The sequence below is a fragment of the Anaeropeptidivorans aminofermentans genome, from assembly GCF_940670685.1.
GTDB classification, from domain to species: Bacteria; Bacillota; Clostridia; order Lachnospirales; family UBA5962; genus Anaeropeptidivorans; species Anaeropeptidivorans aminofermentans.
Genome location: NZ_OW711693.1, coordinates 2,049,671 through 2,063,389, shown reverse-complemented (window position 1 = coordinate 2,063,389; position 13,719 = coordinate 2,049,671). Strand labels below are relative to the sequence as shown.

Below are 13,719 nucleotides of genomic sequence, written 5' to 3'. Positions count from 1 at the left end.
AACCCCATGCTTCAAAATAAGTTACTAATATTGGGCATATAACGGGTGCTCAGGATAAATGTAAGAAATATTCTTGCCGAGGTGTTTATATGAAGCTATTTGATATTTTAAAAGACGTTGAGTACAAATTGATTCAAGGTGAAGATAAAGAAATTAGGACCATTGAAACCGATTCCAGAAAGGCCTCTGATAACTCCTTATTCATATGCATCAGCGGTTTTCATGTAGATGGCCATAAATTCATTCAAAATGCCTATGATAAGGGAGCCGTAGCCTTTGTAATCGAAAAGGATTTAGAAGAATATATCCCAGATGCAACCTATATCAAGGTGCAAAACAGCAGGGAAGCCTGGTCCTTTATGGCTCAGAGCTTTTATAAGAATCCTTCTGAAAAATTCAGGCTTATAGGCATTACAGGCACAAACGGAAAAACTTCAAGCACTTATTTTTTAGAAGCTATCTTAAAAGAATACGGCCGTAAAACTGGCATTATAGGAACCATAGGGGTTACCGCCATGGGAGAGCCTGTTGATATAAAATTTGACACAAGCACAACTCCAGACCCTATGGAGCTTCAGCATATTTTTAGCCATATGGCAGAAAAGGGCATTGATGACGTAATCATGGAGGTTACCTCCCATGCTCTTGAACTTCATAAAGTTGCGGGGATTCATTTTGATATAGGGGAGTTTACCAATCTTACCCAAGACCATCTTGACCTTCACGGCTCTATGGAAGCCTATAAAGAAGCAAAAGGCAAGCTCTTCAAAGCGTGTGACATTTCCATAATAAATTCAGACGATGCATATAGCCTATATATGCAGGAATGCACCGCAGGAAAAATAATAACCTACGGCATAGAGAAGCCTGCGGATATAAAAGCATATAATGTAAAATATTATAATAATGGGATAAAATTTGATGTATCCATAAATGGAGATGCTGTGGAATTTTCCATACCCATTCCGGGAAGATTTACCGTATATAATGCCTTGGGTGTAATTACTTGTTCCATTGCTATGGATATTCCCATAGATATTATAAAAAGAGCTCTTGAAAACCTTCATGGAGTTCCGGGAAGAATCCAAAGCGTACCCAATGATAAGGGGATAGGGGTGTATGTAGATTACTCCCATACGCCTGACAGCCTTGAAAACATTATCTGTGCCGTAAGAGAATTTACAAAAGGAAAAGTAATTACCATATTCGGCTGCGGCGGCGACAGAGACAGAACAAAAAGACCTATTATGGGAGAAATAAGCGGTAAATTAAGTGATTTTTCCATAATTACGTCGGATAATCCCAGAACGGAGATTCCTTCCCAAATTTTAGACGATATAGAGCCTGGAGTTAAAAAAGCAGAAGGAAACTATATAAAAATAGTAGATAGAAAAGAAGCGATATTTTACGGCATAAAAATGGCAGAAAAAGGCGACAGCGTTATCATAGCCGGAAAAGGCCATGAAAATTATCAGATATTTGCCGACAAGACCATTCATTTTGATGATTGGGAAATCGCAAACGAAGCTTTGAAAGATTAAGCTTTGGCTGGGGCATGCCTGAAAGGTCCAAACAAAAGTCTATTTTGCTATAATAACGTGACTTCTTCATTGAAAATACCCAAAATATGCCCTAAAGGTTTGCACTCGGCAAACCTTTAGGCTCAACATTTTTGCATAAAGCAAAAATGCAAGGGTATGCTATTTCTCGTTTTTCTTTTGGAATTCGCGTTTTCTTGCAAAATATGCTAAGGTTCGATTATTTTCAGACACTGTCTGGTTCAAACCATTCTTAGGATAAAAAGGGTATAAAGTTAATTCCTTTATTTCCAAGCGGAGGTAATATTAATGAAGCTTAGCCTTAAACAGATAGCAGAAGCTGTTAAAGGAGAAATTTATAATAATGATGAAAGCCTTATCATAGAAGGCGTTTCTACAGACACAAGAAAAAGCATTGAAAATAAGCTTTTTATTCCCATAAAAGGGCCTAATTTTGACGGGCATCTGTTTTTGCATATGGCCATAGAAAAGAGGGCCAGCTGCCTTTTATCGGAAATACGCATAAATACACAATTGCCTTATATACTGGTAGAAGACTCCAATAAAGCCATTATGGATTTAGCGGCATATTATAGGAAAATGTTTAATATACCTATTGTAGCCGTAACGGGAAGTGCCGGAAAAACCAGCACAAAGGATTTAACCGCTGAGGTTCTATCGGAAAAATATAAGGTGTTAAAAACCGACGGAAACTTAAATAATGAAGTAGGGCTTCCATTGATGGTTTTTCAGTTTGAAGAAGATATCGAAATCGCTGTTTTGGAAATGGGAATGAATAGCTTTGGAGAAATCCATAATTTAAGCAGGATAGCAACGCCTTCTGTTGCCCTGATAACAAATATCGGCATTGCCCATATCGGAAATTTAGGCGGTACAAGAGAGGGAATACTGAAGGCGAAATCCGAAGTGTTCGATTTTATGCCCAAAGGCGGGAGAGCCATATTGAATATGGACGACGATATGCTTTCAAAGCTTAATATTTGCGGAATAAGCAATTATTATTTTTCAAGAAAAGATAAAAATGCCTATGTATACGCTAAAAATATAGAGCATAAAGGAATAGATGGAATAAATGCTGTTTTTGTTCATGGGGATATTGAATTTCCCGTGTATATTCCCGTTGCGGGAGAGCATATGGTGGATAATGCCTTAGGGGCAGCAGCCGCAGGATTTCTATTCGGTCTTTCCTCAGAAGAAATAGCCAGGGGCATTGCTAAATTCAAGCCCTCTAAAAACAGAATGGATATTATCCGCCTTGAAAAGTATACCATTATCAATGATGTATATAATGCAAACCCTGTTTCTGTAATGTCTGTTTTAAAAATACTTGAAATGGCAGAGGGCAGGAAGGTTGCCGTTCTCGGGGACATGAAAGAGCTTGGCGACGATGGAGAAAGGCTTCATTATGACCTTGGAAGAGATATGATAGGCATGAATATAGATGTAGCCGTATTCATAGGGGCGCTTTCAAAGGCGTCATATGAAGGGGCTTTAAAAGAAATGAAAGCAAAGGGCTGTAAAAAAGATTTATATTATTTTGAATCAAGAGATGATTTTATGAATGAGGGCCTTGACATATTATCTAAAGGTGATACAGTCCTTGTGAAGGCTTCAAGAGGAATGGAATTTGAAAAGCTCATCGAAAAACTAACGAGGTGTTAAAATGGAATATACTTTAGATATGGCAGTGCTTGCTATTTTAATCGCTTTTTGTGTGAATATTGTTTTATGCCCTGTTTTCATCCCTTTTTTAACCAAAATAAAATTTGGGCAGAACATCAGAGAGGATGGGCCGAATTCCCATCTTAAAAAGGCCGGAACGCCGACTATGGGCGGCATAATCATTATAATATCCTTTATTATATCCTCGTTTTTCTTTCTGCAAGATAATTTTGAGGCAAAGCTTGTGGTGTTTTCAACTTTAGGATTTGGCCTCATCGGATTTCTTGATGATTATATCAAAGTAGTTCAAAAAAGGAATCTAGGTCTCAGGGCATATCAGAAAATTATATTGCAGTTTGCCGTAAGCATTGCCATGATATACTTTATCGTTCAATACGGCGATTATGAAAAAATGCATATTCCTTTTACGGATAAAATGCTTGATTTAGGCGGGCTTTATATTCCTTTTCTCCTTTTTATTATTATAGGTACTGCAAATGCCGTTAATTTAACCGACGGTCTCGATGGCCTTGCCTCCGGTGTAACGGCCCTTGTATCTACGTTTTTCATTTTTGTTTCATGGGCTGTAGGAAGCGGAACATTGCCCGTTGCAGGAGCTGCGACAGGAAGCTTGTTAGGCTTTCTCCTTTTCAATGCCCACCCGGCAAAGGTATTTATGGGCGATACCGGCTCCCTTGCCTTAGGCGGCTTTGTAGTTTCCATGGCTATTATATTAAAGCTTCCGCTTTTTCTTCCCATTATCGGGCTGATATATGTTGTAGAGGTACTTTCAGTAATCATACAGGTGGGGTATTTTAAGGCCACAAAAGGCAAGCGCTTTTTCCGAATGGCCCCCATACACCATCATTTTGAGCTGAAAGGCATGGAAGAAACCAGAATTGTAACGCTTTTCTATGTAATAACAGCAATTTTATGCCTTGTAGGCTATTTGGGAACAGCAGGCATATTTTAATTTTGGAGGAATATCAGTGGACTTTTCAAATAAAAACATTCTTGTATGCGGCATGGCCCAAAGTGGCATCGCAGCAGCAAAGCTTATAAAAAGCCATAATGGAAATGTAGTGTTACAAGATAAAAAGGATGCATCGGAGCTTAAAGAAGTTATTTCTTCTCTTTCCGGAAGCGGCATAAATATATTAACGGGGAAAAATCCTGAAACAACAGAAGGTTTTGATTTTATTGTATTAAGCCCCGGAGTTCCTGCGGACCTTCCCTTTTTAAAAGCAGCGGAAGAAAAGGGGATTCCTGTTATAAGTGAAATAGAGCTTGGGTATCTATTTTGCAAGGCCCCTATTGCCGCTATAACGGGAACTAACGGAAAAACCACCACCACCGCTCTTTTGGGAGAAATTTTAAAATCTTATAATCCTAAAACATTTGTGGTAGGAAATATAGGAAATGCTATTTCAAATGAAGCCGAGAGAATGGATGAAGGCTCTTTTTGCGTGTGTGAGCTTTCAAGCTTTCAGCTTGAAAAGATAAAAGATTTCCGGCCGCATGTGTCGTCAGTATTAAATATTACGCCAGATCATTTAGACAGGCATAAAACCATGGAAAATTATATAAATATAAAAGAGCGGATTTTTCTCAATCAAAATAAAGACGATTATTTAATTTTGAACTATGAAGATGAGGCTTGCAGAAAAATGGCAGAAAAGACTTCTGCCAAGGTATTTTTCTTTAGCTCAAAAAGAAGTCTTTCAGAGGGTATTTTCTTAAAAGATGATATTATTTGTATCCATGCCCTGGGGAGCAAAGAAGAAGTAATTAACATAGACGAATTAAAAATATTCGGCGTGCATAATTACGAAAACGCAATGGCGGCTTCTATGATGGCTATATGCATGGACGTACCGGTAAAATACGTAAGAGAAGCCTTAAAGAACTTTAAGGCTGTGGAACATAGAATAGAATTTGTTAAAACCATAAAGGGCGTTGACTTCTTTAATGACTCTAAGGGCACGAACCCTGATTCTTCCATTAAAGCCATACAGGCAATGAAAAAGCCTACGGTTTTAATAGGGGGCGGGTACGATAAAAATGCCGATTATACCGAGTGGATTCAGAATTTTTCAGGTAAAATAAAAGAGCTTGTGCTTATAGGTGAGACGGCTGATAAAATAGAAAAGGCCTGCAAGGAACAGGGCTTTTATAATATTACAAGGGCCAAAACCTTGGAAGAGGCCGTTAATATTTCTTTTTCAAAGGCTGAAGAAGGGGAAGCAATTCTTTTATCTCCTGCCTGTGCCAGTTGGGGTATGTTCGATAATTACGAGCAGAGAGGGCGGCTTTTCAAGGAATATGCTTTATCCTTAGCAAACTGAAAACAAATTTGTTAACGATAGGAAACGATTTATAAGCTTATAAATTTAAAAGCAAGTATAGTAAAGCAAATAAATCCTGAAAAAATATATATCCGAAATAATTCAAAATTATACTGTTTTCGAAGAAACTCCGTGTTTTTGAATTATAGAGAACAGTTTTTATAGCGGCTTTGCCTTTGCTTTACTTTAATTAAAATTTATTTCTTAGAAATAAACCTTAATGTACTATATAAGGGAGTGATTGCCTGATGGCAAATACAGGGAATTCAAAAAGGGGCTCGGCTTCCAGATCAGATTTAAAAGTAATAGAGGTCAGGAACATAGACTATACGATTTTAATAACCGTAATTCTCCTTGTGCTGATAGGCATTGTTATGGTCTTTAGCTCAAGCTATTATGTAGCGTCTACCAGCTCTAAGTTCGGGAACAATATGTATTCCCTTGTACGCTCTCAGTCGTTTGCGGCAATTATAGGGGTTGCCGCTATGCTTTTTATGTCAAATATCAACTATAGATATTTGAAAAAGTTCGGAACTTTATTTTATATTGTTTCTATCATACTTCTTATTATAACATCTTTATTTGGAAAAGAATCAGGAGGAGCAAGAAGGTGGCTTCCCTTGCCTATACCGGGGCTTACACAGTTCCAGCCTTCGGAGCTTGCTAAAATTTCCATTATACTTTTTGTGGCCCAGATAATATCTACATATAAAAACAGCGCAAGCAGTTTGAAAGGCCTTGCCTTTCTCGGCGGAACCATCGGCATTTGCGCAGGAATCATTGCCGTAGGTACTTCAAACTTAAGTACGGCGCTTATCATCACCATTATAGGAGCCGGAATGATATTTATTGCAAGTCCATATACGGCCATATTTGTTATAGTGGCAGTTTTAGGTGTGGTTGCCCTTGTAATACTTCTTGCAACGGGAACAGGATATCGAAGCAAGCGGTTTACCGCATGGCTGGATCCTTTTTCAGACCCTACGGATAAAGGCTTTCAGACGATACAGTCCTTATATGCCATAGCTTCCGGGGGAATATTCGGTCTTGGCCTTACGCAAAGCCGTCAGAAGCTTGGATTTATTCCAGAGGCCCATAATGATATTATTTTCTCCATAATATGTGAAGAGCTGGGGCTTGTGGGAGCTGGGCTGGTGTTATTTCTTTTCGGAGTTCTCCTTTGGAGAATATTAAAAACAGCCATTAATGCCCCAGACTTATACGGCTCTCTTGTAGCCGCAGGGGTAGGGCTCATGATAGGAAGTCAAGTTCTTGTAAATATCGCTGTTGTAACCAACAGCATACCCAATACAGGGGTTCCTCTTCCTTTTATAAGCCACGGCGGAACATCTATAGCCATATTATTATTTTCTGTAGGCATAGTCCTTAATATTTCCAGATATTCAAAGGGATGACGATACATAAAAACCGGGGGTTATCCCGGTTTTGAAATGGGAGAAAAGTTTTTGGTGCCACAGGCTTTGCGTTTTTGCAGAGAATGGCGTATTTCAAACTTTTTTGGAAAAACAGTAAAATAACTATTGTTCCTATGGGGTCTTGTTAAACCCTATAGGCTTTAAATGAAAAAGGAGCTGCTGCAAATAAATTTTGCAGCAGCTCCTTTTATATCATTCCGCCGTCGAAGGTTATAATTTGGCCTGTAAGATATTTATTTTTTACGATAGAATATGTTAATTCTGCAGCTTCTCTGGGGCTTCCAAAGCGGCCAAGGGGTATTTCATCTTTTAAAGCTTTCTTTTCATCACAAGATAAGAAATGATTCATGTTCGTATCGATTACGCCTAAGGCAACGGCATTTACACATATATTACTTGGACCAAGCTCTTTTGCCATGGCCTTTGTGAAAGCGTTTACGGCGCCTTTTGAGGCAGAATAGACGGCTTCGCAGGACGCTCCGCTTACGCCCCATATGGACGAAATATTGACTATGGAGCCGCTTTTTTGATGAATCATATAGCCCATGGAAAGCCTTGTACAGTTAAGGGCGGAAAAAAGATTATTCTTTATAATGGTATCCCATATTTCAGGATTTGTATCATTAAAAGGGGAGAAATGAGAGATTCCGGCATTGTTTATCAATATATCCACGCCGCCGAAGGCTTCTTCTATTTTATCAAAGATTTCTGAAGCCTTATTATAATCTGAAACATCTCCCGGAATACTTATAATATTTTCATTTATTTTTTTAAGAATATTAAGGGCATTTGAAAGCTCTTCCATACTTGATTTTGCATTTATAATTACATTAAAAGAGTTTTCTGCAAATATTTTTGCAGTTTCAAACCCTATGCCCCTTGAGGAGCCTGTTACAAAGACTGTTTTATTCATTTTATTCTCCACCAGTTAATTAGTTTAATTATTGCTGTTTCCTGCCAACCCAATATAATCCTGCTGCAATTATCGCCGATAAAAATAAAATAGCAGATGCGTTGCTATCGTAGGGCGATATTTTAAAAATATAAGTATGCCCAAATAACATCGTAGCCATAAATAATATTATCATTATAGTTTCATCCGGCCATTTTTTATTCATTGTTACCTTCCTTTATCTATAAACTTATACTATAAGCTTTTATTATTAGTAAAATTATACTATATTTTCTCCTGCACTGCTACAGAGCTTAAAAAATTATTTTATAAGGCTTTATAGAGCAAGTTTATATATTTTTCCATTAGAACTTTAAATATGAATACATAAATGTTATCATATATAGTACAATCAGAAAAGCAACAGAGAGATTGAAGGGTGTTTTAGAAGAAGCCTGATGCCCTGGAGCAGATGCAAATTGCTGAAGCGGCATTTTCATTATTTTGAACTAAAAATGCATAGTTCCAAGTTTTACATAACTTGCTCTGGAAGGAAAATATTTTTCATAAAAGGCGGACACAAGATTAATACACCCTAATTACGCAATAATATTATCTGATGGAGGATTATTATTATGTTTTTTCCGGTTTTAAACAGTATCGGTATTTTATGTATTTTTATGGCCATAGGATATATTTGCTATAAAAAAGGGATTATATATGGAGATGGAATTTCTGTTTTATCAGGATTATTGGTGAATGTAACATTCCCGTTAATGATACTTGTATCTATGCAGAGAGAATTCGAACTAGAGCTTTTTAAAAATGGGATACTGTTACTTTTTATTACCTTCGGTATTCATATATTTGGGATTATTTCAGGGGTACTATTGGGAAAGCTCTTTAATGTGCCTCTTGACCAGAAGGGTATCTGGATATTTATGATGGTATTTCCCAATACAGCATATATGGGCATACCTGTAATAGGGGCAATGTACGGTGAAGAGGCAGTTTTTTATATTGCCATGTGTACTGTTGTTTTTAATATACTTTCTTTCAGCTTAGGGGTAAGGATACTTACTTCAAACGATACAACACGGGAAAAGCCCAAATGGAGCAAATTATTTTTGAGCCCTCCAATAATTGCCACAGTTTTAGGTTTTATGATGTTTTGTTTTTCCATTAAGCTTCCCGATACTATATTAAAAGCTTTTACCTCCATGGGTAATCTTACAACCCCTGTTTCCATGCTTGTAATAGGTGCCTTTCTTGCTCAAAATGATTTAAAAGAATCTTTGACAAGCTGGAAGGCCTATGTTGTTTCAGCTGCAAGGCTCATATTAATGCCTTTATGCATATATGCTGTTTTTTCTCCTTTTATAAAGAATGAGATTATGCTGGGAACACTTTTTATGATTACGGGAATGCCGGCAGCGACAATTCTTGCTATTTTATCGGAACGCCATGGACAAAACAGCGTTGAAGCCTCCAGGCTTGTATTTTTAAGTACGGTTTTAAGCGTTATTACACTGCCTGTATTAACTTTATTATTATAATAAATATAAAAGGATTGATTAAATGAATACTAAAAACATTAATAGTGATATTTTAAGCATAAAAGAAGCTTTTAATATGGGCTTTGGCATATATTTGCGCAATTTTAAAGGTATTTTTCTACTTGCTGCTCTTATAATTATACCAATGCAGGTCTTTGGCCTCATAATGCAAGACGATATTAATTATTTAATGCTGACAAGCGTCATGGGAATAGGGCAAAATGATATACACCTAAGGCTTAAAGCCCTGGTTATGCTATTAATATATGCCGTAGTATTTCCTCCTCTTATTGGCGGAGGATTGGGCATTATTATAAAAAGGGAGGCTGAATCTAAAAAAGCCTCTTTTTCAGACATTATAAACAGCTCTATCGGAAGGATATTTAAGCATATTTATACGGCTTTGCTTAATTTTGTGATCGTGGTCTTAGGCACTATGTTTTTTGTGTTTCCGGGTGTTTATCTCGGTATAGTCCTTCATGCTGCGCCCAATATAGTAGGGGCGGCAGATAATACTTTCGGCTTTAAAGCCTTAAAAGAGTCTCTTGCTTCTTTAAGGGGGCTGTTTTGGAAGGCCTTAGGGCTTTTTATTATTGTAGTGCTGTTCAGCCAAGTAACCATCTACATAGAGGAATACATCTTATATCTTTTTTCTAATTTTCCGGGATATTCTTTCATAGAAGAAATCATTGTATTTTTATTTAGTATTATAAATTTGTATTTTGACCTTGCGGCAGCATTATGGTTTCTTAATCGATATTTTATTTATAAAAATAATCAGGGCCTAATACCAAAGCAGAATGATTCAAATTCATAAAAACAAATAAGTAATTAGTTATACTTATGGTCATTATTGTTAAAAAAATTCTCCATAGCTTTAACCTTCTTGACAGGAAATTCAAAAAGTAATACAATAATTAAAGTGTTAGAAAAATTTTTCTATTCACTATATATTTGTACGAAAATATCAATTAGGGAATAATGCCCATTATATAGTTTATATATTTATATTGATAGGATAGTACAACGTTTATTTGCATATTAGGAGAGTAAGTCTCAAACGCACTTTGAAAACTAAATAATGAGGAGGTGTTTTGGACTATGTTTGAAAATGGCATAGTAGGTAGCCTTATTATGATTGCTGTCGGCATTGTTGTCGGTTTTTTTGCAGGTTTTCTTTACAGGAAGAAAATTGGTGAAAGCAAGATAGGATCCGCTGAATTAGAAGCGGGGCGCATAATAGAAAGAGCTACGGCCGATTCCGAAGCTAAAAAGAAGGAATTGCTTCTTGAGGCCAAAGAAGAAAGCATACGTACAAAAAACGAATATGAAAAAGAATTTAAAGAACGAAGAAACGAACTGCAGCGAAGCGAAAAGCGTTTAATCCAAAAAGAAGAAAGTTTGGATAAAAAAATGGATTCTCTTGAGAGAAAAGAGGAACAGCTTCAAAGAAAAGTAGATGCAGTTGAAAAGCAGAAAGAAGAGCTTGCGCAGAAAATTGCGGAACAGAAGGATATACTTGAACAATTGTCTGGTTTAACCAGAGAGCAGGCCAAGGATCACCTTCTTGAATCTGTTAAAGACGAAATCAAGGTTGAAACTGCTTTGCTTATAAAAGATATGGAAGCAAAAGCCAAGCTTGAAGCCGATAAAAAAGCTATAGATATTTTAAGCGGGGCTATCCAAAGATGTGCGGTAGACCATGTTACAGAAAGCACTGTTTCGGTAGTTTCTCTTCCCAATGACGAAATGAAGGGAAGAATCATCGGTAGAGAAGGCAGAAATATTAGAACGCTTGAATCTTTAACGGGCATTGATTTAATAATTGATGACACGCCTGAGGCTGTTATTTTATCAGGGTTTGACGCCATGAGAAGGGAAGTAGCAAGAATCGCCCTTGAAAAGCTTATAGTAGACGGTCGAATTCACCCTGCAAGAATTGAAGAAATGGTTGAAAAAGCCAGAAAAGAAGTTGAAGTCATGATTCGTGAAGACGGAGAGGCGGCAACCTTTGAAACAGGTGTGCATGGTCTTCACCCTGAACTTATAAGACTTCTTGGTAAAATGAAATTTAGGACAAGTTATGGACAAAATGTGCTAAAACACTCCATTGAAGTAGCACACTTAAGCGGACTGATTGCCGGAGAGCTGGGGGCTGATATTACCTTGGCAAAGAGGGCAGGTCTGCTGCATGATATCGGAAAATCCGTGGACCACGATATAGAAGGCACTCACGTGTCGATCGGTACTGCATTATGCAAGAAATATCGTGAGTCTGATATAATTATAAATGCTGTTGAGGCGCATCACGGTGATGTAGAGCCTACTAACATAATCTCTGTAATCGTTCAGGTAGCGGACGCTATCTCCGCTGCAAGACCTGGAGCAAGGAGAGAAACTCTTGAAAGCTACATTAAGCGTTTACACAAGCTTGAAGACATAGCCGACAAATACAAAGGCGTTGAAAAATCCTTTGCTATACAAGCCGGAAGAGAGCTTAGGGTTGTTATTATACCTGAAGAGGTAGACGATGCTTCTCTTACTATATTAGCCAGAGAAATTTCAAAGAATATAGAAGAAGAGCTTGAATACCCCGGTCAGATTAAGGTTAATCTTATCCGTGAAACAAGAGCTATTGAATATGCAAAATAATTATAAAGGAGCTGTTAAAAACAGCTCCTTTTTTTGTGATGTATAGTAAATTTAAAGTTAAACAGTAATAAAACCATATATTCGCGAGAATTCAAAAATATACTATTTCCGAAAGAAGTCCGTGTTTTTATACTACGCGAACTTGGAAAAGGATGCAGGCGCAAGCCCAATGTCATTTAGTTAAGAAAAAAGCTGTGACGAAAAAGTACCCCCGTCCAAATTTCACAGAATGGACGAGGGCTTTTTTATTATTTGTTTGTTTATGCACAACCATTTTTATGGATAAAAAATTTTGATTGCTGCCATTTCTCATTCCGGCGTTGTTTTGGGCGGGTAGCTATGGTATAACTAATATCAATTTCTTGGTCTGCCTTTGGGTGATAAGGCAAACGAACAGTACTTATATATTCAGCAATGTTATCACAGATATTTTACACAAAGAAAGTATCAGTCTTTACGATGGTATGATATAATACTAAAAAATAAATAACCTAATAAGGAGCGAGTATGAAAAAACTCTTAAAAAGAATTTTACTAGAATGGGTTATCATCATAGGTGTAACGGCTATAATGCATTATATATTTTCAATCATTAAAGGTAGAGATTTTTCTTCCTCCTTTTTCTCAATTGACCCCTTGTCTTCTATAGTAATCATGTGTGTTGTCTTTACAATTGGTGATATAATAAAATATTATAGGGGGAAGATATAAACTCCGCAAAATACCCACCCCTTGACCGTCTGGATAGGCGAAAAGGTTGGATTATAGAGTCCCATGTCCTGTGCCCTGCGCGGTTGCCGTTCCCGTTGTTCCGCTCTCATAATGTCGTAAACGCTCTTTCTGACTTGCTCGACTGCCTTTACTTCTCCTTGAAGTTCTGACCATTCAAGACGGTATTGAATAATAAAAAAGCAAGAACAGTTTAAGGCTGAACTTGCTTTTATTATGTAATCGGCTAATAATTCTTGTACGGCCAAATCACAAGGCTATATTTCAATTCCCTTAACTTAATAGCCGTGTCCTGCGCCATAAACAGCGCGCGGCATTGATTTTTCGCATGGGAATTAATTACATTTTAGGTGTTAATGATACTTGTTGAGTATCTGCGGATAACCTTAGATATCGGTTGACTGTGAAAAGCGGGGAGAAATCTTATACTTATTTTAGGCTTGTTAAGAAAATTACATGGGCTTTAACTGTTTGCCCCCTGTGGAACACTTGTAGGGGTATATATTTTTCGGCGTACAGCATACGTTTTTAGCGGGTTTTTCAAAAAAAATATATAAGTATATGGACAGGGGGGACACGGCAAAAACTATCACCCCCTGTTTTTTATTTGCCGATTATACCGCGACATGGATCGCAATATCTCAATTTCCTTAATTTAATAGCTCATAAACAGTATGGGAAATTGATTTTAATTTTCCCAAATGGTCGACAAAAACAAAAGTTTTAGCTAAATAAATGCATGGCACAAAAAAATAGTTAAGGAGCAAACTTGGAAGTTTGCTCCTTAACTAAATAGCATTGGGCGCAAGCCTGCAAATCTTTTTAAGTGAGCATTTTCTTATCGTTATCAAACTTGTTTTTTGTTTGGTAACGGTGAATCTGTAGTGA

General features: G+C 37.2%; 10 protein-coding genes. 8 read left to right on the top strand and 2 right to left on the bottom strand.

Features of this window, described 5'->3' with window-relative positions; genetic code table 11:
- Positions 1 to 89 precede the first annotated feature (89 nt).
- The 5 genes from NBX03_RS08620 (at position 90) to NBX03_RS08600 (ending at position 6,981) form a co-directional block, all read left to right on the top strand.
- A complete protein-coding gene (locus NBX03_RS08620) occupies positions 90 to 1,541 on the top strand; it encodes a UDP-N-acetylmuramoyl-L-alanyl-D-glutamate--2,6-diaminopimelate ligase (protein WP_250227382.1) in 1,452 nt (483 codons plus the stop codon).
- 306 nt (positions 1,542 to 1,847) lie between these two features.
- Positions 1,848 to 3,221, top strand: a complete 1,374-nt coding sequence (locus NBX03_RS08615; protein ID WP_250227381.1) for a UDP-N-acetylmuramoyl-tripeptide--D-alanyl-D-alanine ligase — start codon at positions 1,848 to 1,850, stop codon at positions 3,219 to 3,221.
- A 1-nt stretch (position 3,222) separates the two neighbouring features.
- On the top strand, positions 3,223 to 4,194 hold the full coding sequence (mraY, locus tag NBX03_RS08610; protein ID WP_250227380.1) for a phospho-N-acetylmuramoyl-pentapeptide-transferase: 972 nt from the start codon (positions 3,223 to 3,225) through the stop codon (positions 4,192 to 4,194).
- 16 nt (positions 4,195 to 4,210) lie between these two features.
- Positions 4,211 to 5,566, top strand: a complete 1,356-nt coding sequence (gene murD / locus NBX03_RS08605) for a UDP-N-acetylmuramoyl-L-alanine--D-glutamate ligase (protein ID WP_250227379.1) — start codon at positions 4,211 to 4,213, stop codon at positions 5,564 to 5,566.
- Positions 5,567 to 5,814: 248 nt separating this feature from the next.
- A complete protein-coding gene (locus NBX03_RS08600; protein ID WP_250227378.1) occupies positions 5,815 to 6,981 on the top strand; it encodes an FtsW/RodA/SpoVE family cell cycle protein in 1,167 nt (388 codons plus the stop codon).
- A 208-nt stretch (positions 6,982 to 7,189) separates the two neighbouring features.
- Here NBX03_RS08600 and NBX03_RS08595 read toward each other — a convergent pair whose 3' ends face one another.
- On the bottom strand, positions 7,190 to 7,915 hold the full coding sequence (locus NBX03_RS08595) for an SDR family NAD(P)-dependent oxidoreductase (RefSeq protein WP_250227377.1): 726 nt from the start codon (positions 7,913 to 7,915) through the stop codon (positions 7,190 to 7,192).
- 28 nt (positions 7,916 to 7,943) lie between these two features.
- A complete protein-coding gene (locus NBX03_RS08590; RefSeq protein ID WP_250227376.1) occupies positions 7,944 to 8,120 on the bottom strand; it encodes a hypothetical protein in 177 nt (58 codons plus the stop codon).
- A 409-nt stretch (positions 8,121 to 8,529) separates the two neighbouring features.
- Here NBX03_RS08590 and NBX03_RS08585 point away from each other — a divergent pair, with 409 nt between their 5' ends.
- The 3 genes from NBX03_RS08585 to rny all read left to right on the top strand — a co-directional run bounded on the left by NBX03_RS08585 (position 8,530) and on the right by rny (position 12,102).
- The gene (locus NBX03_RS08585; protein ID WP_250227375.1) at positions 8,530 to 9,450 is read left to right on the top strand and encodes an AEC family transporter; all 921 of its coding nucleotides are present in this window, start codon (positions 8,530 to 8,532) and stop codon (positions 9,448 to 9,450) included.
- 22 nt (positions 9,451 to 9,472) lie between these two features.
- On the top strand, positions 9,473 to 10,267 hold the full coding sequence (locus tag NBX03_RS08580) for a hypothetical protein (RefSeq protein WP_250227374.1): 795 nt from the start codon (positions 9,473 to 9,475) through the stop codon (positions 10,265 to 10,267).
- A gap of 284 nt (positions 10,268 to 10,551) precedes the next feature.
- Positions 10,552 to 12,102: a ribonuclease Y gene (gene rny, locus NBX03_RS08575; RefSeq protein WP_250227373.1), complete on the top strand. Its 1,551-nt coding sequence runs from the start codon at positions 10,552 to 10,554 to the stop codon at positions 12,100 to 12,102.
- Positions 12,103 to 13,719 lie beyond the last annotated feature (1,617 nt).